Genomic DNA, 26,777 nt, shown 5'->3' with positions numbered 1-26,777 from the left:
TTGATTAATAATTAATATACCCTTATACTTAAGTTATCTTAATTATGAAGGTGATGACATTGACATCCAAAACAACGATGATCCAAGAATTAAACCAAATCGAAGCGCGTATCCATCAAAAGCTCCGATTAGAGTTTGAAGAGTTATTTGTAGATGAGCTAACTGATAAGCAGCACATTGTCCTTGATTTCGTAGAGCGAAAAGGGGGAAGCTCACCTATTCAAATTGCTCAGCAACTAGGCATCACCCAAAGTGCTGTGAGCCAGTTATTAAACACGCTTGAAAAAAAAGAATGGATTCGCCGCAGCATCAACCCGCAAAACCGCCGGGAATTGCACGTTGAACTTTCTGAAAAGGCAAAGACGTACTTGGAGAATATGAGAAAGATAGAACTTGCGATCATTGAAAAATACTATTCAAAATTAAGCCTCGAAGAGATCAACACATTGACATCCATTTATACAAAGCTTGATCAATTGATTGTAGATCAAAATGAAGGGGAAGGATGATGATCCATTGATGATGCTCAAACAAGAAGTACAGCGAATTGCCTCTTCTTATACGGAGAAAAAGAAACAGGCACTGCTCGTGATCGGACTGATTCATCAAGGAGAAAGACACGTTTTTCATTTCGGAGATCACCCCATACAGCAGTGCGTCCAGCCTGAGGAGGTCATTTTTGAAATCGGCTCTATTTCAAAAGTCTTTACGACAAGTATATTGGCAAGCATGATTCAAAAAGGGCAGATGAAGCTAGACGATTCCATTTCACTGTATTGTCCCGAAATAAGAAAGAATCACCCCATCCAATTGGAACAGCTGGCAACCCATACGTCTGGGCTTCCTTCACATCGTTTTCTCAGAGATTTACAACTAAGGTTCCTTCCAAAAGTGAGAAGAGATATGTACTGCCAATACTCCCTTGATGAATTAATGAAACTGTTACACTCGAAAAAATGGAATGAGCGAAAGGAATACCTATCTCGTTACTCCAATGTAGGGATGGGGCTCCTCGGGTTGATCATGGGATGGTCTCTTCACAAAACATATGAAGAGCTGCTGACTGAATATATCGTGGATGAGCTGAAACTATCGAACACCTTTATTACGATCAAGGAGGACGTCAAAGAGAAGATGATCCTCGGTCATCAAGAGAATGGAAAAGAGGTTCCTCCGCTTCAGATGCAAGACTACCAAGGGGCTGGTGCGATTCGGTCGACGATCACTGATTTGCTTTCATTTCTCTCTGCACACATGAGTGCAGACGCCGCTTCTCCATGGAAAATGACCCACGAACCAAAGGTAAAGATAGGGAAAAACATGTCAATGGGACTAGGGTGGGTCATAGATGATACGGGGTTGATTTGCCATAATGGGGCAACTTCTGGTTTCTCCAGCTTCATGGGCTTACGCCCGCATTCAAAAACAGGAGTAGTCGTCTTGTCTAACTATCGCAATCGTATCACGCAAGATTCTCCCGACCGAATTGCCTATGATGTGATGAATATGCTTGAACAAGAGCCTAAAGTCAAATGAGCCTTCTATGAAGAGGGCTCATTTTTTCTTGCGTTCAGCGCTTTAATCGTTTCACCAGGAACGAGTTCAGGCTCATAAAATGTTTGATCAGGGAGATTCTTTTTCCCTTGTACTTTTTTAATCATCCAGTCTGCCGCATCTCGTCCCATTTGCTCTTGAGGGTGTGTCAGCGTTGTCAGTTTCACATGGGCATTTTTTTGGGCAATATACGAGTTATCCTGTCCAATAATGGAAAGATCATCTGGAATAGATAAACCTATTTCACTACATACATTTGCTACTTCTAACCCGACTTCATCGTTATAGCAAACAAGGGCGGTTAGCTCATGCTGGTGCGCTTGTAAAAAGGTTTTGATATGATCCCCTAAATACTGCTTCGATTCTGTATCGAAAAAAAGGACATGTTCTGGTAGGAAATTGAGCTTCGCTTCACCGAGTGCCTGAATATAGCCTTTCATTCGATATTTTCCTTGTAAATCATCTGTTTTTGAAATCAGTCCAATGTGCTGATGTCCAGAGGTGATCAGCTCCTTTGTTGCTAAATAGCTGGACTTCACATCATCCAAACAAAGGAAGGGAACCTCTAACTGCTCATAGTAGGCATTGATCATAATAAGCGGTACATCCTGTTCTTTAAAGGATAGGTAGTACGAAATGTTTGGATTATATAAGTTGCTTTTTGTCGGTTCGACAATTAATCCGTCCACACCAAAGGACAGCATCATTTCAAGCGCTTTTTTCTCCTGCTCCACATCGTTATTTGTACTCGCCAGTAACAAAGAATAGTTCTCTTCATTTAATCGGCTTTCGATGCCCCGAATGATCGACGGGAAAATGTAATCGGATATGTATGTGGTGATGACGCCAATCGTTTTCATATGAGCATGTCCAGCAGGTTTTGTTTGATATTGATTGGTGACAAATGTGCCTGAGCCTTTTTCACTTCTTAAAAAACCTTCACTCGATAATTCCAAGATGGCTTTTCGCACTGTATGCCGGCTTACTTGATACATCTCTTGTAAGCTTGATTCGGTTGGAATACGCTCCCCGATCCGGTAATCCCCTGTCAGTATTTTGCTTTTTATATCATCCATAATGATCTGGTACTTCTTTTTCATCGTTTCACTTCTTTCACAGTTGATCCTCTACTCGGGTTGAGAAGAACTTGTATGGACATATTTTAACATGGTTGCTCAATCAAAAACAGGCGCTTGCAGTGTCTACCGTCTAATCCTTAGAGAATATGAAAGTTTTTGTCTGATTGTGTATGTACAAATATATTTATTATTGACATATGTACGGACAAATATTATATTATTTTTGTGCACAGGTAAAGGTGAATCAAACGAAAAAGATATTTGAAACCGTTATCATCTTGGAGGTGAACAAAATGAATCGTGAAAAGGCGGCCAAAGCCATTAGAGAAGGCAGGACATCTTTGGGCATTGAATTTGGTTCCACACGAATTAAAGCGATTTTAATAGATGAAGAGTTTCAGCCAATTGCGCAAGGTGCATTTGAATGGGAAAGTTCTCTTCAAGAAGGAATATGGACGTACAACTTAATTGAGATCATTACAGGTCTTCAAGTGGCATACCGTCAGATGAAAGAACAGGCTGCACAATTGTATGGGGTGACGATTCAAACCATTGGCTCCATCGGGATATCTGCGATGATGCATGGCTATGTCGCCTGTCATCATACAGGAGAAGTCCTCGTCCCGTTTCGAACGTGGCGGAATGGAACAACGACCGAGGCGAGTCAAAAGCTAACAGATGTATTCCAATTTCATATTCCAGAAAGATGGAGCATCGCTCACTTATATCAAGCGATATTAGGAGAGGAAAAACATCTGTCCCGGTTAGAGTATGTGACCACTTTGTCAGGCTACATTCACTGGCTGCTAACAGGGAAGCAGGCCATCGGAATTGGCGATGCGTCGGGAATGTTCCCCATTGATGAAAAAACGAAGGATTACAACGAAGTGATGCTTCATCAGTTTGAAGCATTGATTGCAGAAAAAGGCTACCTGTGGAAGCTACGTCATCTTTTGCCGCGCATCTATTTAGCAGGCGAAGAAGCTGGTGTGTTAACAGCAGCTGGAGCAGCGATTTTAGACCAAGGTAAACAGTTGCAGCCAGGTATCCCTTTTTGCCCACCAGAGGGTGATGCAGGAACGGGAATGGTCGCAACAAACAGTGTGGAAAAGAGAACTGGGAATATTTCAGTTGGGACATCTGTATTTGCCATGATTGTGTTAGAGCATCATCTAAAAGGTGTGTACCCAGAAGTGGATCTTGTCACGACACCAGATGGCCTGCCAGTCGCGATGGTTCATGCCAACAATTGTACAAGTGACCTCAACGCTTGGATGAATCTATTCAGAGAAGCGTTTGAAGCAATGGGGCAGCCAGTTGAAACAGAAAGATTATACGAAAACCTATTAAATCAAGCTTTAGAAGCAGATCATGATGGGGGCGGGCTTTTAAGCTATGGCTATTATTCTGGTGAAAATATTACGAGACTAAAAGAAGGAAGACCTCTTTTTGTTAGATCTCCTCAAAGCCGGTTTACACTTGCTAATTTCATTCGGACGCATCTCTTCTCTGCATTTGGCGCAATGAAAATCGGGATGGATCGGTTAAAAGCACATGAACAAGTCAAGATTGATCGTTTACTAGGACATGGCGGTTTATTTAAAACACCAGTAGTTGGGCAAAAAATGGTCGCTGCTGCACTCGGGACACCTGTATCCGTCGTATCAACGGCGGGAGAAGGCGGCGCGTTTGGGATGGCGGTCCTTGCTTCATATATGATCAATCACCAGCAGCAAACACTGAGCCATTTCCTCAAGCATCAAGTATTTGCCCATACATTAGAAGAGCTTATTGATCCTGATCCACTGGATGTTAAAGGTTTTGAGGCATTTATAAAGCGCTATCAAGAAGGACTCCCGATAGAAAAAGTAGCAGTAGAACATTTGACGCCACAGAAAGGAGCGGCACCTGTATGTTAGAGAGGTTAAAAGAAGAAGTGTTTCAAGCGAATCTAGATCTGCCAAAGTATGGACTTGTGAAATTTACATGGGGCAATGTCAGTGCGTGCGATCGTGACAGTGGACTGTTTGTCATTAAGCCAAGCGGCATAGCGTATGACAAATTATCAGCAAAAGACATGGTCGTGGTCGATTTTGACGGTCAAGTGGTCGAGGGGGAATTCAATCCTTCTTCCGATACTGCCACACATGCTGTTCTTTACAAACACTTTGAGGAAATTGGCGGCATTTCACATAGCCATTCAATGTGGGCAACGGTATGGGCGCAAGCTGGACTTGATTTACCAGCAATGGGCACAACACATGCAGATACATTTTACGGACCTGTTCCGTGCGCTCGATTTCTCACAGAAGAAGAGGTGAATCGCGGGTATGAGGTGGAAACAGGACACCTGATCATTGAAACGTTTGAGAAAAGACAGATAGATGTCATGGCGGTTCCTGGTATTTTGCTACAAGGTCATGGGCCCTTTACGTGGGGAAAAGATGCAAAAAGTGCGGTAATGAACAGTGTCATTTTAGATGAAGTAGCGAAAATGAACCTGTTTGCAAAGCAATTGAACGAATATGCGGAGCCTCTTCCGCAGGTGATTTTAGATAAACATTATTTAAGAAAGCATGGAACACATGCGTATTACGGACAAAAACCTTCAAGATAAAGAAAAGAGGGATTTCTATGTTAACAAGTCAGAAGAAAGAATGTTGGTTTGTCGTCGGTTCACAGCACTTATATGGGGACGAGGCACTAAAGCAAGTGAAGGCAGATGCGCAAAAGATAACAGATGCCTTAAATGAGAGCGGTTTGCTGCCTTATCCAATTATTCTGCAGGAACTGGCGGTTAGTGCGGATCAAATCACAGAGCTGATGAAAGAGGTCAACTATCGTGATGAGGTCATCGGTGTGATGACTTGGATGCATACGTTTTCTCCAGCAAAAATGTGGATACGTGGGACGTCTCTTTTGCAAAAGCCTCTTTTGCATCTCGTCACGCAATACTATGAAAACATTCCGTGGGACACGATTGATATGGACTATATGAATCTCCATCAATCGGCACATGGAGACAGAGAGTACGGCTATATCAATGCACGTTTAAATAAGCAAAATCAAATCGTTGCAGGTCATTGGTCGAAGCAGGAGGTGAAGCAACAAATCGCTGATTGGATGGACGTTGCAGCTGCCTATCATGAGAGCTTTCATATCAAAGTGGCCAGGTTTGGTGACAATATGCGCCACGTTGCGGTGACAGAAGGAGATAAAATTGAAGCGCAGATCCAGCTGGGATGGACCGTTGATTACTTTGGTATTGGCGATCTTGTGAACTATGTAAATGCTGTGGAAGAAGCAGAAGTTGATGCTCTGTTTGCTGAGTACTTAACGTTATATGACGTGGATTATGGGAGTTATTCGGCAGAAGAATGGGAACAAAGTGTAAAAGTGCAAGCACGATATGAAATTGCCATCAAACGTTTCTTAGATGAAGGCGGCTACAATGCCTTTACGACAAACTTTGAAGATTTACATGGCATGAAGCAGCTTCCGGGTTTAGCCGTTCAGCGGCTGATGGCAAAGGGGTATGGCTTTGCAGGTGAAGGGGATTGGAAAACCGCCGCACTGGATCGTTTATTAAAGGTGATGAGCCATCATCAATCCACAGGTTTTATGGAAGATTACACATATGAAATGACCTCTGGTCAGGAAGCAGTGCTGCAATCTCATATGTTAGAAGTAGATCCAGCGCTTGCACATACAAAACCTGTCATTGTCGTGTCTCCGCTAGGCATTGGAAACCGGGAAGACCCAGCACGTCTTGTGTTTGATGGAAAAGCAGGCGAGGGCGTTGTTGTCTCCATTGCTGATTTTGGAACACATTTCAAATGGCTGATTCAAGAAGTGGAAGCCTTTGAGCCGCAGGAAGCAGCACCACATTTACCGGTGGCACGAGTCCTCTGGAAAATCAAACCGAACTTTCAAGATGGCGTCAAAGCATGGATTAAGCACGGCGGAGGTCATCATACAGTCGTATCTCTCAATTTAACGGTTGATCAAATTGTTCATTTTGCAAAGCTTGTGAATGCAGAATATGTGGTTTTATAAAGAAGGGTGAAATGCATTCTACTGTGAACGGTAGAATGGCAGGGAGAAATGAAAGCGGTTTATTAAGTGAGGGGGGTCATCCACTTGGAGAAAAAAGTATCAAGTAAATTTATCTTCTTTTTCGGGTCCTTTGCAGGCATCTTATTTGGATATGATATTGGTATTATCGCAGGGGCGGAAGGGCACATTCAGGAAGAATTTCAGCTCAGCCCGTTATGGCTTGGCATCGTCGTCTCTTCACTAATGGGCGGGGCAATCATTGGTTCCATTTTAAGCGGTCTAATGGGGGATAAGTTTGGCCGCAGAAAGCTCATTTTGGTGTCATCAATTATCTTTTTTGTCGGTGCGCTTGGCTCAGCCATTGCACCAGAAGAAATCTCATTAACCATTGCCCGGATTTTCTTAGGAACAGCTGTAGGGACAGCCTCATCGCTCGTGCCTGCTTACATGTCTGAAATCGCTCCAGCTAAAATCCGCGGGAAATTGTCTGGCCTGAATCAGCTGATGATTGTGAGTGGATTATTGCTTAGCTATATCGTCGCATTTGTGTTTGAGCCCATTCCAGACAGCTGGCGCTGGATGCTGGGAAGTGCTGCATTATTTGCGATCGTGCTTTATATTGGCATGCTGAAACTTCCTGAATCTCCAAGATATTTAATTAAACACGGAATGGCTCATAAGGCACGTGAAGTATTAGGATCACTTCGTTCCTCACGTGAAGAGATTGAAGCAGAAATGCAAGAAATTTTAGAAGTGGCAAAAGAAGAACGCTCAGGCATTCGTGAATTATTTCAAAAGAAATTCCGTATGGCTCTCTTTATTGGGGTCGGAATGGCGACACTCCAGCAAATACAGGGGGCGAACTCCATTGTGTATTATGCAACGAGTATCGCAAGAAATGTAGGTCTTGCTCCGCAAGTTGCCGCAGGTTTTACCGTCATTGTTGGAGTCATATTTGTTGTGACGACCGTGATCTTTTTACAATTCGTCGACCGGTTCGACCGCCGAACGATTCTCACAGTTGGGGGAACGGGGATGGCCCTGTCTTTCTTTGCACCAGCGGCATTAGGTGCGCTCGGAGTAAGTGAAGGCATATTAAACTGGGTCACATTGATTTCACTTTGCTGCTTTATTTTGTGCTATGCCTTCTCATGGGCACCGATCACATGGATTATCATCGGTGAAATTTTCCCACTTTCTGTAAGAGGCATTGGAGCAGGTATTTCCTCTGCCTTTAACTGGACGGGATCATTAGCAGTTGGCCTTGTTTTCCCTATCTTAGCTGACCAATTCAGCTTTGGCGTGATTTTCTCCTCATTTGGGGTCATCTGCTTAATTGGCCTGTTGTTCACGCGCTTTGTATTAGTCGAAACAAAAGGAAGAAGCTTAGAACAAATCGAAACCGATATGGCTGCACGAGTCTAAAAGAAACCATCTATCCTGTGTGGATAGATGGTTTCAGCGTGTAGACAAACCCTCGCATTCTTTGTCAGTCCTGCGTGCCAGTGCTCACGAATGTCAAATTCGCTCCGCGCCGGTACTCGTCCTTCCTAGAATTCAAAGGTTTTCTATCACGCTGAAAAGAAGACAAAGGGCTAAAATCAAGTTCATTTTAGCCCTTTTTCAACAATCTGAACCATCTATCCTGTGTGGATAGATGGCTTTTTTAATCAAGTATTTGTTTCAGTTCATCTGGCAGTAAATCCATTAATTGATCAGGTGAGGATACGTCCAGCACTTCAAGCAGCGCATAATATTTCGCATAAATTTCACTCAGCTGATCAGGATGATTTGCTTCATATCGATTCAAATGCAATTGCGTCAGTTCAAGTGCAATGTCCAGTTTGTTTCGTTCGATGGTTTGTGTTGTGTTGATCAAATCGTTCACCTCTTATTTTAAAGTTATTGAAAAATGTTACGGTGCAGTTCCGCAGCTTACCTTATATTCATGGTCTTCTACCTTTTTTGAATAACAGACGGAAGGCGTCATTCCCGTCTCACTTTTCCAAGCCTGCCAATACACATCATACAGCTGACCATATTGAGGGTCTACATCGTCCTTTTTTTGCAAAATAGCAAAATAGCTTTGGTAAGGGTAGCCTTCTTGATAAATGGCATGCCGTATCGCTCCTCTTTCAGTCGCATTTGTAAAAACCATAGGCGACAGCAAGGGAAGGGTGATCATCACGACAAGCAGAATGAAAAATGAAAAAAGCTTATGTCTTGTTTTCATCAATGAATGTCCTTTCCTTCACAAGAGATCATTTGTATAATATGTTAAAATTGTCCTATTGTAAAGGGTGAGACTACTAGATCACCAGCGGATTTTATCAAAAATAGACAAGCATCTAATCACTAATCGTGCCTCTGACATACGATAGAGTGTAAGTGAAAGACAACTTGAAGGGGTGTTGAGATGAGCCGTAATCGATTAGACAATTTTTTCTTTGGGCCTCGCAGAGGGAATCATGGAGAAGTTGAAACGGTTGTATCCCCTACACGTCAAATTGTCAACACGACAACAAATGTACAAACGATCAGAAAAATTCATCCAACTCATATCACAAACGTCAATAAAAACATCAAAAGAATTGAAAACTACTACCCTGTGACGCAATCTACTCGAAATGAGTATATTGTGGAAGAATATGACTGTGGCAGTGATATCAAGAATCCTTGCTGCCGCCCGGTCAAACGCTGTAAGTGGTAGTCTAATGGTAAAAAGAAGTGAGGCATCCTGTGATGGGATGCCTTTTGTATGTTCAACGCTCTATTTCATTTAGTTGTCCGTGATCAAGCTCGAAAAAACGATTTCCTAATTCTGAATAAAGGTAGCGCTGATGGCTTGTAAATAAAACACATTGATCAGAGAATTCTTCTTTTAATAAAGAAATAGACTGCATTTGAGATGCCTCATCAAGAGATGTAAAAGGTTCATCAAGAATGATTAGCTCTGGTGATCTGGCCGCCATACAATTAAAGAAAAGCTTATATCTCATGCCTAGTGAATATTGTTTGACAGGCATCTTGAGTGCATGAGTTAAATCAAATGCATCACAAAGCGAGAGAAATGTCTTTTTGTATACCTCTTTTTCTGACTGATTCATTTTCCATAGCGACTGTATAAGAGTCATATGCTCGATACCAGTCAGCGCATCATAAACCAAAGGCTTATCTGGGATGTACGCGACCAACCCTTTATAAAGAGCTGACCCAGGATGATGCTGTTCATTGAGTAAAACCGTTTCGGATACTGAAGGAAGCAGACCTGCGATGATCTTTAAAAGTGTCGATTTACCGCTGCCGTTTTTTCCGATAATACAAGCACAATCACCTTCTTTCAGATGAAAGGATACTTGATCAAGGAGGGGAGAGCTTTCTTCAGTTGTTTCATAACGAAAAGATAGCTGAGACACTTGCAAACTAGCCATTGATAAATCCTCCAATAACAAAAACGGTGGTCACCAGCATATACAAGATGACGGTCGCAAGGGCGGCTTTTTTTGATCCTTTAGCATAATAAATGATCCCGTCATATAGGATGCGTAAAAGGTACAAGTTGATCAAAAACGAAACCGCTTGGATGAAGATAAAATAATGATCTAAATCGAGTACCATCACACAATAGATTGCTGCGCTATTCACTAATAGAAGAAACGCATTATAAAGCAAGATGACAAAATACATTTTGCGCAAAATAAACGTTTTATGAAAAAAGTACATATAAATTGAAGTCACGACAGTACCGAGAAAATTCAATATGAAATAAAGTGGGATTGTCAGTAAAAAGATAAATACAATGCTGGCTAATTGTTTTCCCGCAGATAATGGTTCCTCTACTAACAAATCAATGATGAAAAATGTTAAAAAAACAGTTGAAACAAATAAAGATAGTAAGACTAAGCCTATAACAGTTTTGGTCGATTGATGTTGGTTGAAAAATTGTTTAGGGCGTAGAAGTAGCTCCATAGAACCACATTCTCCTTTCTTCTAAGATAGATGTACATGGCTGACATATTCCTCTAAAAGAGAGGCAATCAACAAGAGCACTACAGCGGCAAAGATTAACTGAATCACAGTCCGAGTCAGCTTTCTTACATCAATGGCCTTACCTTTCATAAACCGGTAAAGATAAATAAATGGAAAAGCACTGACGATTGAAAAGAGGATCAAACCAAGAATCTCAACAAAAGCATGCGGCATGAGGCCAGTGAATAACTGCGGCACTTCATGATGGGCTATCAGAAACTGAATGAGTTTTCCGATGATATAGCCATTATAAAAAAGAATGCCAGCAGACATAATGCCGCCAGTAAAAGCCCCGATACCTAGAATGGCAAGTCCAACCTGTAAATTGTTTGAAAAAATAGAGAGAAAAAACATGTCTTCATCCTTTTTTAAATAAGGAATCTGATCATAAGGAAGGAGGCATCCAATGAGCAAAGCTGCAATAAATACACCGGCGTAAAGATAGCCGAGGCGTAGAATCAATCTATTCTCCGATAGAAAATATCTTATTTTTTTCAACATACTCAATTCCTTTATAAATGGTCTTGCGGCATAATATCCAGCAAATCACTGAAACGATCACAAAATATATAGCGAACAGCACGTTTACGAGCCCTGAGGATTGCTGCAATATAGGGAGAAAAGAGGTCAAAATCAAATAGTACATAAAAGGCAGAACAAGAAAGTTTCTGGCAAATGCCTGACCTTTATCGATGATCTCTAATTCCTCATTTGTTGTCCCTATTTCATGCTCATGAATAAAATTGAATTTCGTTGTGAATGGAAACAAGTACAGTTGGATTAAAGGAAAAATGAAAAAGCCAATCCCTAATGCCACCAGTTGAATGAGCATCTGAACATGAAACAGTTGATACACAGTCATAATAGATAGATTAATGAATAGTAAACAGAGTGCTGGTATGGAAAATAAACAATAAAATAACTGGATTTTTGATAAGAAAAACTGCAATAGAGATATTTGAGAAAGCTCGTAAAGCCAAATGTTCTTTTTTTCAGCACTTAAAGCAAAAATAGAAGGTGTCAGCATTCTCATCTCATAAGATTGATTCGCTAGTATCATAATATTGAGTGTGAATAGCAGCTGAATTTGCAAGGCTTGATGATCGATGATCGAGATCAATCCGGTAAAAACACCAATATAAAAGAAGGCTTCATATGACATGAACATATAATTAAACAATTCTTTAGATAGAAGCCACCTTTTTTCTTTCAACAGCTTGATGTCTTTTTGAATCAACACATTTTGTCTAAACAACAAACCCTGAATTTTATGCAGTACTTGAAAGTACCAATAAAATAAATCCCGAAAATGCTTTGAGCTTTGGTCTTGATCTTTTTCCGTTGGAATCCATCGAACAGGACTTCTCATGACAAGCGCACTACCTAGTATCACAACAATCAATGTAATAGGTGAATTAAAAAGGGCTTGAAATTGTAGAAAAACAGAGCCATCTGAAAATAAAGCATGATGCATTTGCTGAAGATCATGTTGATATAAAGAGATCAGCTTGTTTGAAAGAGTGATCCAAAACGAATCCTCTGCAAGCGATGAGATCGATTGAAATAGTTGCTGGAAGGTGTGATAAAAAGGGAAAATGATGTTTAATATGAGAACCCTTCCGAATAAGAAAAAAAGCAAAGCGATGCTTGCAAAAAAGAGGACACGAATGGCCCCGATTTTTTTTACGACGATGTTATAAATATAAGCACCGAATATCTTATTGCTGATGATAAATAGGAAGATACTTGTCAGCATCACATTGACATGTTTTAACCAGAATGCCAGATCGTGTGTTTGAACAATATCATATTGAAACAAAAAATAGATCAAATAAGTGCTCAAACTCGTAAACACAAGCCAAATCAATTCTGAAAACAGAAGCGTTTGAAAAAGTTGTCTAGAGGAAACAGGTGCTAGCTGTATCAATTCTTTAAAAGGAAGAAGATGAGTTCTTCTATAAGATTCAATTCCTTTGACGATAGAAAATAAAAATAAAAACATCACAAAAGCACTTTCCCATTCTATTTGATAGACGGGGGAGTAAAGAAATGAAGATATAACGAATACAATCATGCATCCGAATATGATATCAAGAATACAAGAAAAAAATATGTACTGTTTTGAAGAAAACGACTTGAGAAATGGAATTTTTCGTATAACGTACTGAGCGATATTAGAATACTGCTGCTCCAGTCTAATGGATAGAAGTAGTGATAATAAAGGATATAACATCTTCTCACCTGCACAAAAATTTAAATAGAAGGAGAACAGAGTCTCCTTCTATTGAGTCGTTAAATAAATTACCAAGCGATAACGGCTTTACGGCCTTTTTTCTTAATTTCGTTTTTAAGGTATTGACGAATTGTCTCTTTACCAGCCGCAGCAATAAGAGAAAGACCGCCTGAACCTACAGCAGTTAAAATGGAGACAATTGTAGTGACAGCTCCACCCGCTTCAACCACATTAAGAACCACAGCGGCAACACTGCCTGGAATACCAAATTCTTTTGCTAGATCAGCAACTGGCAGTACTTGTAGCGAGAAGGAAAAAAGAGCTAGCATAAGGAATCCTACTGCTAAAGCACCAAAAAGAACATGTAGTTTGATTTCATTTCTTGTTTCTGTCATATCAAATTCCTCCCTTTTTTGTCTTTTTATTACTATTCTATCTTATGATATGTTTTTGTTCATATCAATCCTTTTTTTTCTTTTTTTTCATGAATTAGTTATAGGTTAATATAAAATAAGTGAAAAGATAAGTGAGAAAAGAATCGTTTTGGATAGGAAATATCGAGTGAACATGATCAAAATGACCTTGTTTTCACAAAAACGAAAGAGAGCCTAAAAGTCTATAAGAAATGTGCTATATGTAAATGAACCAATATTCTTTGATCAAAAGCGCCTTTCAAGATAAAATTGGAAGTATCAATTCATTCTGATGGAGGCGATTTTCTGAATATTCGATTGTTAACACCAGAAGATGCTCAAGAATATGCGAACTTGAGATTAGAAGCACTCCGATTAAATCCAGAGAGTTTTGCTATGAGTTACGAGGAAGAGAAGCTAGATACGAAGAATAAATATAAGGCTCGTTTTGCCTCTACACAATCTATGTGGACATTCGGTGCCTTTCATCAAGGTCAGCTGGTCGGCTCGGTTACACTCATACAAGAAACCTTGCAGAAATTAAAGCACCGTGCCAATGTGGTAGCGATGTATGTAACGACCGATGGACGCGGAAAAGGAATGGGGAAGGCACTTCTGACAAAAGTACTTTCTTTTGCACGCGAAAAAAAAGACATCGAACAAATATATTTAACAGTGGTCACAACAAACGACCCAGCCAAACATCTTTACAAGTCTGTTGGATTTAAGTCGTATGCGGTAGAGGAAAAAGCACTAAAAATAAATGGTGCTTATGTAGATGAGGAAAAAATGGTGCTATGTTTATCATCATTTGGAGGGGATATAAATGAGCCAGCCAGTTATGCGCATCACATTGGCAGCCGGACCAAATAGTGAGCTAGAATCCTTTGCGCTTCGTGCAGCACTTGAAAACTTTGGCGCAAAAGTCGATATGCATTGGATAGGCAGACCGAATGACCTGATTGATGTATTATCCGGGAGGAATAGAGGCGAGACGGATTTCATTCTTTTATCCTTTCACGGAGAAGAAGGAGCGTTTCTCATGCCGGAGTTAGGAGAAGATGTATACGAAGAGGGTGAGCCGAGAGGTGCTGCTTTTGGTGCGGATGACATAAAGCGGTATGCTTCGTTAAATGGAGTCCACATTATATGTACAGGCTGTACACTAGGCGAAAAAAAGGTGGCAGAAGCTTTTTTAGAAACAGGGGCGATATCCTATACAGCGCCCGATGACTACATTGATGGAAATGCGTCATTTATTTTTGTTCTCACCATGCTGTATGAGCTGGTGAACAACTCAAAAACAGTCAGAGCAGCTTTTGACCAGGCACGCTCTATTGATGAAGAAACAAAGTTATTCCAACTGTATATGCAAAAATAAGGGCTGAGCAATCAAGCCCTTTTTATATGCCTCTCGTAAAATATGTCGAAAATGTGACAAATGTGTTTTTTGCAAACTAAAAGGGGCTGCGAAAAGTCTATCCTACAAACACACGTCATCCAGACAGGACGGCATCACGAGAGGAGAATCATTGTGTCAACGAAAGGGAAGATCAGTCTCGTCCTATGTGTACTTGCGGTCGTTATCGGTATCGCTGCGTTTTATCATAACCAGCAGGCAAGCGGGACAGAGAGAAAAAAAGTAGAACAAGATGCGAGCTACAAACAAGTTGAAATTGTCACACTTGTGAATGACGGGAAATTCATGAGATATGCTGTCAACTATCCGCTGTTTCATCAAGAAAAACTAGATCAGGAGATCAAAAGATTTGCAGAGACAGCGTTAGAAAGGTTTAAAACATCGTTTAGTCAAGCGAGTGATGTCAATGAAGAAAAACGATACGAATTAAATATCGATTATGAGATCATTCATTATGCCAAGCAAACCGTCGCAATCAAATTCAATACATATGAGGTGAAGGGCGGAAAGCAAGGCGTCAATCAAACGAATATGATGAATTTTGATTTCAAGAAACAGACATTTTTATCAATCAACGATATCTTTCTATCAAAGAAGGACAATCTTCAAAAATTATCTCATATGACTTTTGAGGAATTAAAAAAAGATCGAACGCTAGCTGAAAATCAGTCGCTGCTCAATCAGGGAACGTCTCCTGTGGCGAAGAATTATCAGTATTTTGCCATCAAGGATCGCTATATCGAATTCTACTTTCCAAGAGGACAAATCGCTCCAAATCATCAAGGCCCTCAAGTGTTAGCGATTAAGAAAACACTGCTGAAAGGAATATTAAAACCCGAATATATTAAGAAAGAAATGAACAAAAACGAGAAAAAAGAACCGATTCCAACAAGAAAGATTGTGAAATTGGCAAAACCATCCACATTTCATCCAAATCAAAAAGCCATTGCACTCACATTTGATGATGGGCCCAATCCATCAACGACCTCAAAAATTTTAACAGCATTAAAAGAGAACAAAGGACATGCTACATTTTTTGTATTAGGCAGCAGGGTTCAGTATTATCCCGATATGTTAAGTGAAATCAGAAAGGGAGGAAATGAAATTGGAAACCATTCCTATAACCACCCTTTGCTCACAAGACTTCCTTTAAAACAAGCGGTCAAACAAGTAGAAGACACGCAGCAAATCATTGAAAAAGCGAGCGGGTTCACACCGACTCATTTTAGACCGCCATATGGCGGGACAAACGTTCAAATCAACGAAGCTCTTCACATGAAAGTGACCCTTTGGGATGTGGATCCTGAAGACTGGAAATATCGAAACAGCCAATACGTCGCGGACTTCATTCTAGCCCATGCATCTAGCGGTGAAACGGTCTTAATGCACGACATCTATGACACCTCAGCCAACGCAGCCGTCACGATTATCAAAGAACTTACAAAACAGGGATATCAATTATTGACGGTATCTGAGCTTGAGCAGTGGAAGGAAGCGCGTGAGAAGAAAGGTGAGTCGAATAGGTAATACCCCTTTTGGTGTGAATCTTAGTGGATTCGCATCTTTTTTAGGCAGGTCATGAAAATAAAGGGAAAATCTGTTATGGTGAATATGAAGGGGGACTTCAAGTGGTATTGATAAGATTTATAAGTCTCGTTATGCTGACAGTGGTTGGTTTGGCTTTTGTCATAAACAATGTACCTGGTTTGATGTTGCCCATCTATATACTTTCAATGATCGGGCTTATGTTCTGTCTCGGTCACATTGCGCTCCATTATCTACAGCGTATCAGATATTTGTTATACGATGAGAAACAATTGAAAGAGAATCAAATAAACAAACCTCCCGCTAAATGAAGGAGGTTTTTTACTTGTCTGTTTTTCAATGATTTTCTCGTTTGACTCCTTGAATTGTCTCAAAAGAGAGACGATGTTCCTCGTAAATCTGATTTGGACAATCAGTAAGAGCATAATGATCCACGAGCTAAGCCCTCCAATCTTTCGTAACAAGGATACAGTATAATGAGAAAAGATTGATATGAACAGCTCGTTTTATATTTTCGACAATGGGTGAGGAGGATTCAGTTGAAGAGAGTAGACGTGGTGTCAGCTTTGATTTATGACATGGATGAACATATTCTCATGGTGAAAAATGTGAAAGGTTATTGGGAGTTTCCCGGTGGTGCAGTGGAAAAAGGAGAACATCTGCAGCCAGCTGTGATCCGTGAGGTGAGAGAAGAAACAGGATATGTGATTAAAGTAAATGAACTTCATTCTGTTAGAGAAATACTTTTTCAAGATAACATGCATCATGCACTTATTTTTACGTTTTTTGCGGAAATCATCGGGGGAGAGATGAATATTCTAGATCCTGATCATGATATTGAAGAAGTAAAATGGGTAAGCAACCAAGATGCTGAAAAATTAAATCCACAGTTATTCAGCATGTTAAAATTAAATAAACAGACGCGTGCATTTTACACATTTGAAGGAAAGAGAACAAGGGATCAATAAATGAACAAGGAGAGAATGGAATGTTTTTGTATTATGGACCAACCGGTGCTCCAGTGGAAAATCCGGGAGAAGAATGGATGAAAGAAATCTTCTTCCATAAGGATGAAGACTATTGGAAACAAGGGAATGGAGAATCTTCTATTGAAGTGGATGAAGATTGGGAAACGGAAAGTCTTGTTTTCTTTTATCATAAACCTTATGGCTTTTTTCTCATGAGATATCCAGATTTTTTGGTTCCTTTTAAAAAAGTAGAGAAGATAGAAACGATCAAGCATGTCGTTGCAGGCGCACCATTGTATGTACCTTCATGCAGCTACGTCGATCGACATCAAGCTTATGAAATCGTTCAACATTTTCTAAAAACAAAATCGATACCTGATAGTGTTGAATGGGTGGAGTTGAGGACGATTAATTTTCAGCAAAATCTATAAATTTTTTACGAGGGAACCAGATAGACACGTGTTAAGGGGGATGAAATGCATAGTTTAGACGATACGATGCACCTACATGTTGGCTATTATGAACAGGGTGTTGATATTGAAGGGATGTTTTTTAAGAGTTTAGACACAGGAAAATGGCTATTATTTTTTGATCATACATGGTATGGGATCACGCTTTTAAAGCATTATGAAAAATATGAAGATTTAGGGCTGTTGATTGGGGAGTATTCCATTGAAGATGACAAAATTGAAGATGAAGGAAATCAGTTGTTTGAGCGTTTTTTAAAAGAAAACGGGATATTGAAGTCAATGGAGTGAACAGATATTTCTTAGCCTTTAGAGTATTTTTAAATCTAATAAGGGTCAGTCTTATATAAGAAACAAAGAATGGTCAAAATAAAAAACAGACCTAATGTGGTCTGTTTTTTTATCAACCCAAAATGAATGGATTTTTTTATATCTTTCAAATCACTTCCCCTTCTCCCGCTTCCGTTTCTCCTTCTCCGCTCGGTAAAACTCATGAAACATCTTCATCAGCGCGCGTTTCTCTATCCGAGATACATAACTCCTTGATATCCCGAGCTCCTTGGCTATTTCCCGCTGCGTTTTCTCTTTTTTTAAGTCCAAACCGAACCGGCCGACGATGACTTCTTTTTCCCGGCCGTCGAGAATGTCGATATATTCTTTTACTTTTTCAAGCTCCATGTTGAGCTGAATGGTATCAATCACGTCTTCATTTTCTGATTTTAAGACGTCAATTAATGAAATTTCATTTCCTTCTTTATCTTGACCGATTGGGTCATGCAGAGAGACGTCCTTTTTTGTTTTTTTGAGTGCGCGTAAATGCATGAGGATTTCGTTCTCAATACAACGCGCCGCATATGTCGCCAGCTTTGTTCCTTTTCCAGAGGAATAGCTTTCGATGGCTTTAATGAGTCCGATCGTCCCGATGGAGATGAGGTCTTCAGCGTCTTCCCCGGTATTTTCAAATTTCTTGACAATATGGGCGACGAGCCGAAGGTTATGTTCAATCAGCATGTTTCTTGCGTGTTCATCGCCCTCTGCCATGAGGGCTAAGTATTTTTTCTCATCATCTCCCGAAAGGGGTTGTGGAAAGGCATTGTTTTTGACATAGGACACTAAAAACACCAATTCTTTGACCATCAATCCCATCGCTGTAAATACTCCTGCCACGATTTTCACCTCCACCATGTTTAGGCCGCTGCCTATATCCTCAAATGTATGTGAAGGAAGGATTGTCTGTGTCTGTACGATGAAAAAATCATCTTATTTGAAAGAAGCGTGCTTGTGTGCGTATGTTTTTGCTGCACCTCTCATATGTTTGCGGTTTCTTTGCGGTGCTTGGCGGTCTAGAAGCGTGCTAAAATATGTAATATTAGACCGAAAAGGAAGGGGTTTTTTCGGAACATGGGGAAGGTTCTTTCTTCACATGTCGGTATGAAAATTAATGAATGGTATCGAATGATACGGCAGTTCAGTGTTCCAGATGCGGAAATCTTGAAAGCGGAAGTAGAAGCGGAAATTGAACGTATGGAAGAGGACCAGCATTTACTGATTTATTATCAGCTCATGTGTTTTCGGCACCAAATTATGCTCGACTATATACACCCTTCAAAATATCAACCTTTCTCAGTATCTAACCTTGTCGATAAAATCGAAAATTCCAATCATGAGTTATCTGATATGCTGCATTATTACCATGCATTTTTTCGTGGCATGCATGAGTTTAGTCAAAAAGAATATTTGGAGGCCGTCAAATATTATCGCATGGCAGAAAAACAGCTGTCTATGGTATTTGATGATATTGAGCAGGCTGAGTTTCATTTTAAAGTAGCAGAAGCCTACTATATAATGAAACAAACGCATGTCTCCATGCACCATATTTTAAAAGCGCTTGAAATATACGATCAGCATGATGCATATTCCATTCGCATTATTCAGTGCCTCTTTGTCATCTCGGGAAATTATCAAGATTTAAAACGTAAAGATCGAGCACTGCCTCACTTGAAAAAGGCGAAACAACTCGCATCTGAAATTGACCACCCGCGCATTTATAGCTCAGCACTCTATAATTTAGGGAAATGTTACGGGGAGTTAGGTTATCGAGAAGAAGCAGAACGATATTTAACCGAATCGGCTGACCTCGCCAAAAAAGAGCTGCTTCCCACGCTGCCTCATACACTTTATACACTGGCCAAGCTGCTTTTTAGACAAAATGAGCAGACTGAAGCAAGGCGCATATTAGAGGATGGGAAATTGGCCGCAAAGAAGCATGAAGACCAGCTGTTCTGTCATATGTTTGAGTATCTGGATGCTTTATATGTTCAGGAAATCAATGAAGAACAACTGCAAAAAACCATTGATTATTTGGAAAAACTTAGCCTATACTCTTATATAGAGGATATCTCACTAGAAATTGCGACAGCCTTAGAAACCTCTCAACAATACCAGAAGTCCAACCAGTATTATCAAAAATTGCTATGGGCTCAAAATCAAATCCAAGAAGGAGAGTGTCTGTATGAATTCTAAGCAACGTTCGACAGTTGAAGAGAGAAACCAAACGTGAGACAAAAAGCGGGCCTGATGGGCCGGCTTTTTTTATGTGAAAAAGAAGCGTAGACGATCACGAAACTTGAATGAATTCATCAGAAAGCGGGCAATTTAATGTGTAATGATGTTCTGTGGAGGCGGTCTGATGAAAGGGTTGCATATCTTGTTATGTATATTGGTAATATGCGCTTTTGTTCCTGGTAACATAGAGGCGCGTACATTAAAAAGAATCGACCTAGAAAAAACGGGACGAGCCTTTTGGGACATGAGAGAGGAACGGAAAAAGATTGCGTTAACCTTTGATGATGGACCTCATCCGGTATACACAAATCAAATACTAGATGTACTGAGAGAGCATGAAGTGAATGCCAGCTTTTTTGTCATCGGAAGCCGTATTCATGCATATCCCCTGCTCGCAGAGCGGATTGTGAGCGAAGGAAATGAGCTTGGCAATCACACGATGAACCATACGTATTTTGACCTTTTGTCATCGAAAGAAATCAAGCAAGAATTAAAAGAATCAGCGGCTCATATCGCTTCTCTCCAGCCTGGCGGACCCTTATTATTTCGTCCCCCGGGCGGGCGCTTGACGATGAAGTCATTCCGCATTCTTTCAAAGCAAGGATACGATGTCGTGATGTGGTCCTTTACGCAAGATCCGAAGGACTGGTCTAGGCCAGGTGCACACAAAATTGCCAGCCGTATTATTGAGAATATTCAGGGCGGTGATATCATCCTTTTACATGATGGCGGAGGAAATCGTAAGCAGACAGTAGAAGCGCTGAAACAAGTCGTACCTGAACTAAAGAAAAGAGGCTATGAGTTTGTGAAAGTGAGCGAACTGGTGCACCATAACAGAGATTATCTACCGGTTCAATTACAATAAGAAACAGTCATTCATTGAAACCAAAAGTCTTGTCGTTTACTATATGAAGAGGGCTTTTGGAGGTGAATGTTGTGAAGAAATTTGTTTTCCTTTTCATCCTGTTATGTGTTGCTGCTGGGTGCTCAAAACCAGTTCAGGAAAGTGTGATTGCATTTGGTGACAGTAACACAAGAGGATCGAACTGGGATTTTCGAGATTATCCAACATCTGAAAAATGGGTGAATCTCATGAAAAACGTCGAGCGCGGCCAAATCAAGGTACAGAATGCCGGAATTGGCGGGCAGACAACAGAAGATGCGAAGCTGCGCTTTGAGCAGGATATTTTAAAACAAAAACCAACTTACGTCCTCATCATGTTCGGTACAAATGATGCGGCGATTCTAGACGGGAAACATCCCCGTGTGACCAAAAAACGATTTAAAGAAAACTTATCCTACTTCATTTCTGAAAGTAGAAAAGAGGGAATTACCCCGATCCTCATGACGTGCGTGCCTGTGGTGGAAGGAGGCAAAAAGGGCTTGTATTATTATTCTAGATATAAGTCATCTTATTTTGCTGAGAGAGGCGGGGCGAGAGCTTGGCAAAACTCATACAATGACATCACAAGACAAGTAGCTGAAAAACAGCAAGTGCCGCTTGTCGACAATTGGAAAGCGTTCATCCGAGAAGCAGGTGAAGATAGTGACAACGCCTTGATTCAGTCTGGCCTCATTGACCCTTCTGGCAATCATATGACACCAAAAGGGGCAAGAATCATTTATAACGAAATCAAAGAGCGTGATGTCATTAAACATTTTTAAATGCAGGCCATCTGCCTAAACAAGACGATCCATCCAGCATAGTCTAACAGTATATCTTCTTAGAAGGAGGTAACTGATATGTGGGGATGTCCTTATCCTTACCCTGCGTGTTCGCCTTATCCAGCTCAAGGAGCAGGAATCGGTTACGCTTTTCTTGTTGTGTTCCTTGTCGTCATTTTGGTCGTAGGTGGAGGGTTATGGTTTTGGAATGAACAGCCTTGCAAATAAGACACCTCTTCTTTGATCAGAAGGGGTGTTTTTTACGGAAAATAGTAGTAAGCCTATAGCGCAAGTGATATAATATCAGTCACCTGAGTTTAAAAAAGGAGAGTGCTCGGGAGGCATGGTTCCTGGATATATGGAATTAAGAGGAAACAGAGAGCATATGCCCGAGCGAACGTCTTTTCATTTCTGTCTCAATTAATTCAATGAAGTCGCGATTTAAGTTCATTTCATTTGCTTTATAATACGATTCTATAAGTAAATCATCTGACAGCTTTTTCATACTAGAAACCCATATGATGGGAAAAACACCTCCCCTGAAAAAGTTGGCATAAAACTTGAGGAAAAGACATATCATCATAGGTTGATCGAATGTCTTTGAAGTACCTTTAATCTACCATGAATGGGAAACAAGAACAATCGTTCTGTTATCCACATGGTTAAGTGGATAACTTGTGGGTAGAGTGTTTATAATTGAATGAAAGCGTGATGAAATATAGGTGGATAATGTGTGTAAAATTATCCACACCTGTTGAAGGTCCTCATCATATGTCGAAAACTTTTTCATTGTATTCGATAGACAGACAAATTGTGATTTGATTCGACACAATCGCTGAAAAACCAATGGAAGAAAGGGTGCAAATTGTGCTAAAGAAGTATTTCTTACCGGATGAATTTGTGAAAAGTATTTTCCACATTTCGCCGCAAAAACTAAAAGAACGAAATGTAAAAGGAATTATTACGGATTTAGATAACACACTAGTAGAATGGGATCGTCCAAGTGCGACCCCGCGTTTAATTGAATGGTTTCAAGAGATGAAAGATCACGGGATACAGGTGACGATTGTATCGAACAATAATGAAAAAAGGGTCAAGCTTTTTTCTGAGCCGGTTCATATCCCGTTTATTTATAAAGCGAGAAAACCGATGGGAAGAGCCTTTAATAAGGCCGTCGCTGATATGCAATTGAAGAAAGAAGATGTGGTTGTCATTGGCGATCAGCTTATGACAGATGTGCTTGGCGGAAACAGGCATGGCTTCCATACCATTTTGGTTGTACCTGTTGCGGCATCGGACGGATTTTTCACGAAGTTTAACAGGCAGATTGAACGAAGAATTTTAGGAGCCTTAAAGCGTAAGGGCCACATTCAGTGGGAGGAAGAGTAATAATGGAAAAGGTTGTTTGTATTGGCTGCGGTGTAGCCATTCAGACGGAAGATAAAGATCAATTAGGATATGCGCCGGCAGCATCTCTATTGAAAGAAGATGTGATCTGTCAGCGCTGTTTTAGGTTAAAGAACTACAATGAAATTCAGGATGTATCTTTAACAGAAGACGACTTTTTAAATATTTTACACAGCATTGGCGAGACTGATTCTTTGATCGTCAAGGTCGTTGATATTTTTGACTTTAACGGAAGCTGGATTAATGGACTGAGCCGTATTGTTGGTGGTAATCCCATTTTACTGGTCGGCAACAAGGTAGATATTTTACCGAAATCCGTGAAAAAAGACCGTCTTATTCAATGGATGAAGCGGGAAGCAAAAGAAAATGGGCTCAATCCGATTGATGTGTTTTTAATCAGTGCGAGCAGAGGACAAGGTGTGCCTGAGGTTATGGAGGCCATTGATCATTACCGTGAGGGCAGAAATGTCTATGTTGTCGGCTGTACAAATGTTGGGAAATCAACATTTATTAACCGCATTATCAAAGAGGTGTCTGGAGAAGAGAATGTGATCACCACATCCCAATACCCAGGGACAACACTTGATGCGATTGAAATCCCGCTTGATGACGGGTCTGCTTTATTCGATACACCGGGGATCATCAACCGCCATCAAATGGCGCACTATGTCGGCAAAAATGACTTAAAGATTTTAACGCCGAAAAAAGAATTGAAACCGAGAACGTTCCAGTTAAATGAAGCTCAAACGCTTTACTTTGGCGGACTGGCTCGATTTGATTATGTAAAAGGCGGCAGAACATCCTTTGTTTGCTACATGCCAAATGAACTCAACATTCATAGGACGAAGATGGAGAATGCAGATGACTTATATGAAAAGCATGCAGGTGAGCTGCTTTCACCGCCATCAAAAGAGGGAATGGAAGATTTCCCGCCGCTCGTTCCGCACACTTTCACCATCGATCAGCCAAAAATGGACATTGTCTTTTCAGGATTAGGCTGGGTGACGGCGAATGATGCTGGGAAACAAATCAAAGTGTATGCGCCAAAAGGCGTGCACGTGTTTATGAGACGTTCGTTAATTTAAATGTTCAGAGGGGGAGAGACCTTGAAACCTTTATACGGAGTAATCGGTAACCCTGTTGGCCATTCAATGTCTCCAGATATTCATAATGCAGCATTAAAGGATGCTGGAATTGATGGACATTATCATGGCTTTCAAGTAGTAGAAAACGACCTGGAAGATGCCATTAACGGTATGAAAGCCTTAGGAATCAGCGGCTTTAACGTCACTGTTCCGCACAAGGTAGACATCATGCAGTACCTTGACAAAATTGATGTGACAGCTGAACGTCTGCGTGCCGTCAATACGGTTCGCCTCGAAAATGGTCAACTCGTTGGGTACAATACAGATGGAGAGGGTTTTCTTCATTCATTGCTTGAAGCGTTGGATCAGCCGTTATCAGAGCTGTCATTTCTCCTGCTTGGTGCTGGTGGAGCAGCAAGAGCGATTTACACGACAATTGCTGAGTATGCACCGAAACAATTTGATATCGCCAACCGCACCATTGAAAAAGCTGAGGCTTTAATTGAAAGTGCCGATGGGAAAATTACATCTCGTGCGATAGCATTAAATACAGCAGAAGAGCGGCTTGGGGAATATGATGTCGTCATCCATACGACCTCAATTGGTATGTATCCGAATGTTGAAGAAACCCCCATTTCTTTAGCGAACGCAAAAAAAACAGCGGTCGTTTGTGATATTGTGTATAATCCAATAGAAACAAAGCTGCTAAGCGAAGCAGCCGGGTTAGGTTTGAAAACAGTCGATGGCGTCGGCATGTTTGTTGGTCAGGCGGTAAGAGCCTTTGAACTGTGGACGGGCATTACACCTGACGCCCGAAAAATGAAGTCAATTGTCATAGAGAAATTAGGAGGAACACCATGTTAAAAGGTAAGCAAAAACGTTTTTTACGTGCGCAAGCACATCATTTATCACCTATTTTTCAAGTTGGAAAAGGCGGGGTAAATGACAATATGGTCAAGCAAATTTCCGAGGCGCTTGAAGCAAGAGAACTTTTGAAAGTCAGCGTATTGCAAAACTGCGACGAGGACAAAACAGAGGTTGCAAAAGCACTTGTAAAAGGTGCAAAAGCTGAACTCGTTCAAACGATCGGAAATGTGATTGTCCTTTATAAGGAATCAAAGGAAAATAAACAAATTAAGCTGCCGTAAAGGTGGATATGATATGAAAAAAATAGGATTGTTCGGTGGTACGTTTGATCCCCTGCATAATGGGCATTTGCTGATGGCAAGTGAGGTGCATTTCCAAGTAGGGCTTGATGAAATTTGGTTTATCCCAAATCACCAGCCCCCTCATAAAACGGGCCGAAAACGAGCAGAGAGTCATCACCGCGTAAAAATGGTGGAAAAAGCGATTCAGACAAATCCTCATTTTCGAGTTGAGCTTATTGAAATGGAGCGGGAGGGCCCATCTTATACAGTAGATACGGTTGAGCTGTTAAAGAAGCGCCATCCTGAAGATGAGTTCTTTTTTATGATTGGAGCGGACATGGTCGAGTATTTGCCGAAATGGCACAGAATCGATGATTTGCTTCAGATGATCACCTTTATTGGGATGAAAAGACCAGGTTATGAAGGAAGTACGGCGTATCCTCTTTTGTTTGCAGATGTTCCGGCTTTTGATGTATCATCGACATTGATTAGGCAGCGAATGAAGCAGGGGAAACCTGTTGATTATTTGATTCCGAAAGCTGTTGAGTGTTATATAAAGGAGCATCATTTATATGAATCGTGAAGAAGCTTTAAACTGTGTCAAACAGCAGTTAACAGAGCATAGATATACACATACAATTGGGGTCATGGAGACGGCCATTTCATTAGCTGAACGTTTTGGTGCAGATGTGAAAAAAGCAGAGGTCGCAGCTATTTTCCACGATTATGCTAAATTTAGACCGAAAGAAGAAATGAAGGGCATCATCCAGCAAGAACAGATGAACCCTCTATTGTTTAAATATTCACCTGAGCTTTGGCATGCCCCAGTTGGTGCCTATTTGGTCAAAAAAGAAGTTGGAATTGACGACCAAGATATTTTAACAGCCATTGAATTCCATACATCCGGCAGACCGAATATGACATTGCTTGAAAAAGTTATTTATGTCGCCGACTATATAGAGCCAGGACGCCATTTTCCTGGTGTAGAGGAAGTAAGAGAGTTAGCAGAGCAGGATTTGGACCTTGCCTTGATTCAATCTTTAAAAAACACCGTCAGCTTTTTAATGAAAAAGAATCAGCCAGTTTTCCCAGATACACTTGCTACTTATAACTCACTTGTGCAAAAGAACAATTAAGGAGGAA

General features: G+C 40.7%; 33 protein-coding genes. 23 read left to right on the top strand and 10 right to left on the bottom strand.

Features of this window, described 5'->3' with window-relative positions; translation table 11 throughout:
• Positions 1–53: 53 nt before the first annotated feature.
• Both NSQ11_RS12170 and NSQ11_RS12165 read left to right on the top strand, forming a co-directional pair.
• The gene (locus tag NSQ11_RS12170) at positions 54–509 is read left to right on the top strand and encodes a MarR family transcriptional regulator (RefSeq protein ID WP_234935723.1); all 456 of its coding nucleotides are present in this window, start codon (positions 54–56) and stop codon (positions 507–509) included.
• Between the two features lie 10 nt (positions 510–519).
• A complete protein-coding gene (locus tag NSQ11_RS12165; RefSeq protein ID WP_182489406.1) occupies positions 520–1,536 on the top strand; it encodes a serine hydrolase in 1,017 nt (338 codons plus the stop codon).
• Positions 1,537–1,541: 5 nt separating this feature from the next.
• On the opposite strand, the gene NSQ11_RS12160 is transcribed toward NSQ11_RS12165, so the two are convergent.
• Positions 1,542–2,654, bottom strand: coding sequence for a GntR family transcriptional regulator (locus tag NSQ11_RS12160; RefSeq protein WP_046344054.1), 1,113 nt, complete (start codon positions 2,652–2,654; stop codon positions 1,542–1,544).
• Between the two features lie 272 nt (positions 2,655–2,926).
• Here NSQ11_RS12160 and NSQ11_RS12155 point away from each other — a divergent pair, with 272 nt between their 5' ends.
• The 4 genes from NSQ11_RS12155 (at position 2,927) to NSQ11_RS12140 (ending at position 8,114) form a co-directional block, all read left to right on the top strand.
• Positions 2,927–4,552, top strand: coding sequence for an FGGY-family carbohydrate kinase (locus NSQ11_RS12155; RefSeq protein ID WP_058214201.1), 1,626 nt, complete (start codon positions 2,927–2,929; stop codon positions 4,550–4,552).
• Positions 4,546–5,250 (top strand): L-ribulose-5-phosphate 4-epimerase, encoded by a 705-nt coding sequence (locus tag NSQ11_RS12150; RefSeq protein WP_046527161.1) that lies wholly within the window; start codon positions 4,546–4,548, stop codon positions 5,248–5,250. Before NSQ11_RS12155 ends, NSQ11_RS12150 begins: the two co-directional genes overlap by 7 nt.
• Before the next feature lie 17 nt (positions 5,251–5,267).
• Positions 5,268–6,689, top strand: coding sequence for an L-arabinose isomerase (araA, locus tag NSQ11_RS12145; RefSeq protein ID WP_017367659.1), 1,422 nt, complete (start codon positions 5,268–5,270; stop codon positions 6,687–6,689).
• Between the two features lie 84 nt (positions 6,690–6,773).
• Entirely contained in the window at positions 6,774–8,114 is a 1,341-nt protein-coding gene (locus tag NSQ11_RS12140; RefSeq protein ID WP_007501378.1) for a sugar porter family MFS transporter, read from the top strand.
• Between the two features lie 241 nt (positions 8,115–8,355).
• Here NSQ11_RS12140 and NSQ11_RS12135 read toward each other — a convergent pair whose 3' ends face one another.
• Together NSQ11_RS12135 and NSQ11_RS12130 are read right to left on the bottom strand one after the other, a co-directional pair.
• Positions 8,356–8,577, bottom strand: coding sequence for a hypothetical protein (locus NSQ11_RS12135; RefSeq protein WP_223255645.1), 222 nt, complete (start codon positions 8,575–8,577; stop codon positions 8,356–8,358).
• Positions 8,578–8,604: 27 nt separating this feature from the next.
• Positions 8,605–8,922 (bottom strand): hypothetical protein, encoded by a 318-nt coding sequence (locus NSQ11_RS12130; protein ID WP_025207665.1) that lies wholly within the window; start codon positions 8,920–8,922, stop codon positions 8,605–8,607.
• Between the two features lie 183 nt (positions 8,923–9,105).
• Between NSQ11_RS12130 and NSQ11_RS12125 the strand changes: the two genes are divergently transcribed.
• Positions 9,106–9,399 (top strand): CotD family spore coat protein, encoded by a 294-nt coding sequence (locus tag NSQ11_RS12125; RefSeq protein WP_017358055.1) that lies wholly within the window; start codon positions 9,106–9,108, stop codon positions 9,397–9,399.
• A gap of 52 nt (positions 9,400–9,451) precedes the next feature.
• On the opposite strand, the gene NSQ11_RS12120 is transcribed toward NSQ11_RS12125, so the two are convergent.
• The 5 genes from NSQ11_RS12120 to NSQ11_RS12100 form a co-directional block, all read right to left on the bottom strand.
• On the bottom strand, positions 9,452–10,120 hold the full coding sequence (locus tag NSQ11_RS12120; protein ID WP_046344050.1) for an ABC transporter ATP-binding protein: 669 nt from the start codon (positions 10,118–10,120) through the stop codon (positions 9,452–9,454).
• Positions 10,113–10,658 (bottom strand): hypothetical protein, encoded by a 546-nt coding sequence (locus NSQ11_RS12115; protein ID WP_045034088.1) that lies wholly within the window; start codon positions 10,656–10,658, stop codon positions 10,113–10,115. The genes NSQ11_RS12120 and NSQ11_RS12115 overlap by 8 nt, the downstream gene beginning before the upstream one ends.
• Before the next feature lie 21 nt (positions 10,659–10,679).
• Positions 10,680–11,219, bottom strand: coding sequence for a stage II sporulation protein M (locus tag NSQ11_RS12110; protein WP_342501113.1), 540 nt, complete (start codon positions 11,217–11,219; stop codon positions 10,680–10,682).
• Positions 11,182–12,720, bottom strand: coding sequence for a hypothetical protein (locus NSQ11_RS12105; protein ID WP_234915757.1), 1,539 nt, complete (start codon positions 12,718–12,720; stop codon positions 11,182–11,184). Before NSQ11_RS12105 ends, NSQ11_RS12110 begins: the two co-directional genes overlap by 38 nt.
• Before the next feature lie 299 nt (positions 12,721–13,019).
• Entirely contained in the window at positions 13,020–13,346 is a 327-nt protein-coding gene (locus NSQ11_RS12100; RefSeq protein ID WP_017358050.1) for an uberolysin/carnocyclin family circular bacteriocin, read from the bottom strand.
• 336 nt (positions 13,347–13,682) lie between these two features.
• On the opposite strand from NSQ11_RS12100, the gene NSQ11_RS12095 reads away from it, so the two are divergent.
• From NSQ11_RS12095 to NSQ11_RS12070, 6 genes are all read left to right on the top strand, one after another.
• Positions 13,683–14,237, top strand: coding sequence for a GNAT family N-acetyltransferase (locus tag NSQ11_RS12095; RefSeq protein ID WP_182489408.1), 555 nt, complete (start codon positions 13,683–13,685; stop codon positions 14,235–14,237).
• A complete protein-coding gene (locus tag NSQ11_RS12090) occupies positions 14,191–14,745 on the top strand; it encodes a hypothetical protein (protein ID WP_017367650.1) in 555 nt (184 codons plus the stop codon). The genes NSQ11_RS12095 and NSQ11_RS12090 overlap by 47 nt, the downstream gene beginning before the upstream one ends.
• A 153-nt stretch (positions 14,746–14,898) precedes the next feature.
• Positions 14,899–16,311 (top strand): polysaccharide deacetylase family protein, encoded by a 1,413-nt coding sequence (locus tag NSQ11_RS12085; protein WP_182489314.1) that lies wholly within the window; start codon positions 14,899–14,901, stop codon positions 16,309–16,311.
• A 557-nt stretch (positions 16,312–16,868) separates the two neighbouring features.
• Positions 16,869–17,297: an NUDIX hydrolase gene (locus NSQ11_RS12080; RefSeq protein ID WP_050827452.1), complete on the top strand. Its 429-nt coding sequence runs from the start codon at positions 16,869–16,871 to the stop codon at positions 17,295–17,297.
• 20 nt (positions 17,298–17,317) lie between these two features.
• On the top strand, positions 17,318–17,728 hold the full coding sequence (locus NSQ11_RS12075) for an Imm1 family immunity protein (RefSeq protein ID WP_050827450.1): 411 nt from the start codon (positions 17,318–17,320) through the stop codon (positions 17,726–17,728).
• A 45-nt stretch (positions 17,729–17,773) separates the two neighbouring features.
• Positions 17,774–18,055, top strand: coding sequence for a DUF3986 family protein (locus NSQ11_RS12070; RefSeq protein WP_048003093.1), 282 nt, complete (start codon positions 17,774–17,776; stop codon positions 18,053–18,055).
• Between the two features lie 150 nt (positions 18,056–18,205).
• Here the strand turns inward: NSQ11_RS12070 and sigK are convergent, their stop codons facing one another.
• Positions 18,206–18,934 carry an RNA polymerase sporulation sigma factor SigK gene (gene sigK, locus NSQ11_RS12065; protein WP_058014952.1) on the bottom strand — a complete coding sequence of 243 codons (729 nt, stop codon included), beginning with the start codon at positions 18,932–18,934 and terminating at the stop codon, positions 18,206–18,208.
• A 231-nt stretch (positions 18,935–19,165) separates the two neighbouring features.
• Here sigK and NSQ11_RS12060 point away from each other — a divergent pair, with 231 nt between their 5' ends.
• The 4 genes from NSQ11_RS12060 (at position 19,166) to NSQ11_RS12045 (ending at position 22,222) form a co-directional block, all read left to right on the top strand.
• Complete coding sequence (locus NSQ11_RS12060) at positions 19,166–20,287, top strand: tetratricopeptide repeat protein (RefSeq protein WP_007501361.1); 1,122 nt, start codon at positions 19,166–19,168, stop codon at positions 20,285–20,287.
• 166 nt (positions 20,288–20,453) lie between these two features.
• Entirely contained in the window at positions 20,454–21,194 is a 741-nt protein-coding gene (locus NSQ11_RS12055) for a polysaccharide deacetylase family protein (RefSeq protein WP_024718802.1), read from the top strand.
• A gap of 71 nt (positions 21,195–21,265) precedes the next feature.
• Entirely contained in the window at positions 21,266–21,994 is a 729-nt protein-coding gene (locus NSQ11_RS12050; protein WP_169476094.1) for a GDSL-type esterase/lipase family protein, read from the top strand.
• Between the two features lie 78 nt (positions 21,995–22,072).
• Positions 22,073–22,222 (top strand): hypothetical protein, encoded by a 150-nt coding sequence (locus tag NSQ11_RS12045; protein WP_003217499.1) that lies wholly within the window; start codon positions 22,073–22,075, stop codon positions 22,220–22,222.
• 136 nt (positions 22,223–22,358) lie between these two features.
• Here NSQ11_RS12045 and NSQ11_RS12040 read toward each other — a convergent pair whose 3' ends face one another.
• Positions 22,359–22,499 carry a sporulation histidine kinase inhibitor Sda gene (locus tag NSQ11_RS12040; protein WP_003217327.1) on the bottom strand — a complete coding sequence of 47 codons (141 nt, stop codon included), beginning with the start codon at positions 22,497–22,499 and terminating at the stop codon, positions 22,359–22,361.
• A gap of 362 nt (positions 22,500–22,861) precedes the next feature.
• Here NSQ11_RS12040 and NSQ11_RS12035 point away from each other — a divergent pair, with 362 nt between their 5' ends.
• Genes NSQ11_RS12035 through yqeK form a run of 6 tightly spaced genes read left to right on the top strand, consistent with a single transcriptional unit; the run spans position 22,862 to position 26,770 of the window.
• Entirely contained in the window at positions 22,862–23,383 is a 522-nt protein-coding gene (locus NSQ11_RS12035; RefSeq protein ID WP_008356191.1) for a YqeG family HAD IIIA-type phosphatase, read from the top strand.
• Between the two features lie 2 nt (positions 23,384–23,385).
• The gene (yqeH, locus tag NSQ11_RS12030) at positions 23,386–24,486 is read left to right on the top strand and encodes a ribosome biogenesis GTPase YqeH (RefSeq protein WP_156061211.1); all 1,101 of its coding nucleotides are present in this window, start codon (positions 23,386–23,388) and stop codon (positions 24,484–24,486) included.
• 21 nt (positions 24,487–24,507) lie between these two features.
• Positions 24,508–25,350: a shikimate dehydrogenase gene (gene aroE, locus NSQ11_RS12025; RefSeq protein WP_171465595.1), complete on the top strand. Its 843-nt coding sequence runs from the start codon at positions 24,508–24,510 to the stop codon at positions 25,348–25,350.
• Complete coding sequence (yhbY, locus tag NSQ11_RS12020; protein ID WP_008342507.1) at positions 25,344–25,634, top strand: ribosome assembly RNA-binding protein YhbY; 291 nt, start codon at positions 25,344–25,346, stop codon at positions 25,632–25,634. The genes aroE and yhbY overlap by 7 nt, the downstream gene beginning before the upstream one ends.
• Before the next feature lie 13 nt (positions 25,635–25,647).
• A complete protein-coding gene (locus tag NSQ11_RS12015) occupies positions 25,648–26,217 on the top strand; it encodes a nicotinate-nucleotide adenylyltransferase (protein ID WP_342501112.1) in 570 nt (189 codons plus the stop codon).
• Positions 26,207–26,770: a bis(5'-nucleosyl)-tetraphosphatase (symmetrical) YqeK gene (gene yqeK, locus NSQ11_RS12010; RefSeq protein WP_008342503.1), complete on the top strand. Its 564-nt coding sequence runs from the start codon at positions 26,207–26,209 to the stop codon at positions 26,768–26,770. Before NSQ11_RS12015 ends, yqeK begins: the two co-directional genes overlap by 11 nt.
• The last annotated feature ends 7 nt before the right edge of the window (positions 26,771–26,777 follow it).

This window comes from Bacillus sp. FSL W7-1582 (assembly GCF_038593325.1).
Classification (GTDB): domain Bacteria; phylum Bacillota; class Bacilli; order Bacillales; family Bacillaceae; genus Bacillus; species Bacillus altitudinis.
The sequence above is the reverse complement of the archived record's forward strand: the minus strand, read 5'-3'. Positions and strand labels throughout refer to the sequence as shown.

Coding starts and splice junctions, on each gene's coding strand:
- NSQ11_RS12170 (WP_234935723.1), top strand. CDS start 54: ATGACATTGACATCCAAAACAACGATGATCCAAGAATTAAACCAAATC.
- NSQ11_RS12165 (WP_182489406.1), top strand. CDS start 520: ATGATGCTCAAACAAGAAGTACAGCGAATTGCCTCTTCTTATACGGAG.
- NSQ11_RS12160 (WP_046344054.1), bottom strand. CDS start 2,654: ATGAAAAAGAAGTACCAGATCATTATGGATGATATAAAAAGCAAAATA.
- NSQ11_RS12155 (WP_058214201.1), top strand. CDS start 2,927: ATGAATCGTGAAAAGGCGGCCAAAGCCATTAGAGAAGGCAGGACATCT.
- NSQ11_RS12150 (WP_046527161.1), top strand. CDS start 4,546: ATGTTAGAGAGGTTAAAAGAAGAAGTGTTTCAAGCGAATCTAGATCTG.
- araA (WP_017367659.1), top strand. CDS start 5,268: ATGTTAACAAGTCAGAAGAAAGAATGTTGGTTTGTCGTCGGTTCACAG.
- NSQ11_RS12130 (WP_025207665.1), bottom strand. CDS start 8,922: ATGAAAACAAGACATAAGCTTTTTTCATTTTTCATTCTGCTTGTCGTG.
- NSQ11_RS12125 (WP_017358055.1), top strand. CDS start 9,106: ATGAGCCGTAATCGATTAGACAATTTTTTCTTTGGGCCTCGCAGAGGG.
- NSQ11_RS12120 (WP_046344050.1), bottom strand. CDS start 10,120: ATGGCTAGTTTGCAAGTGTCTCAGCTATCTTTTCGTTATGAAACAACT.
- NSQ11_RS12115 (WP_045034088.1), bottom strand. CDS start 10,658: ATGGAGCTACTTCTACGCCCTAAACAATTTTTCAACCAACATCAATCG.
- NSQ11_RS12110 (WP_342501113.1), bottom strand. CDS start 11,219: ATGTTGAAAAAAATAAGATATTTTCTATCGGAGAATAGATTGATTCTA.
- NSQ11_RS12105 (WP_234915757.1), bottom strand. CDS start 12,720: ATGTTTTTATTTTTATTTTCTATCGTCAAAGGAATTGAATCTTATAGA.
- NSQ11_RS12100 (WP_017358050.1), bottom strand. CDS start 13,346: ATGACAGAAACAAGAAATGAAATCAAACTACATGTTCTTTTTGGTGCT.
- NSQ11_RS12090 (WP_017367650.1), top strand. CDS start 14,191: ATGAGCCAGCCAGTTATGCGCATCACATTGGCAGCCGGACCAAATAGT.
- NSQ11_RS12075 (WP_050827450.1), top strand. CDS start 17,318: ATGTTTTTGTATTATGGACCAACCGGTGCTCCAGTGGAAAATCCGGGA.
- NSQ11_RS12070 (WP_048003093.1), top strand. CDS start 17,774: ATGCATAGTTTAGACGATACGATGCACCTACATGTTGGCTATTATGAA.
- NSQ11_RS12060 (WP_007501361.1), top strand. CDS start 19,166: ATGGGGAAGGTTCTTTCTTCACATGTCGGTATGAAAATTAATGAATGG.
- NSQ11_RS12055 (WP_024718802.1), top strand. CDS start 20,454: ATGAAAGGGTTGCATATCTTGTTATGTATATTGGTAATATGCGCTTTT.
- NSQ11_RS12045 (WP_003217499.1), top strand. CDS start 22,073: ATGTGGGGATGTCCTTATCCTTACCCTGCGTGTTCGCCTTATCCAGCT.
- NSQ11_RS12040 (WP_003217327.1), bottom strand. CDS start 22,499: ATGAAAAAGCTGTCAGATGATTTACTTATAGAATCGTATTATAAAGCA.
- yqeH (WP_156061211.1), top strand. CDS start 23,386: ATGGAAAAGGTTGTTTGTATTGGCTGCGGTGTAGCCATTCAGACGGAA.
- yhbY (WP_008342507.1), top strand. CDS start 25,344: ATGTTAAAAGGTAAGCAAAAACGTTTTTTACGTGCGCAAGCACATCAT.
- NSQ11_RS12015 (WP_342501112.1), top strand. CDS start 25,648: ATGAAAAAAATAGGATTGTTCGGTGGTACGTTTGATCCCCTGCATAAT.
- yqeK (WP_008342503.1), top strand. CDS start 26,207: ATGAATCGTGAAGAAGCTTTAAACTGTGTCAAACAGCAGTTAACAGAG.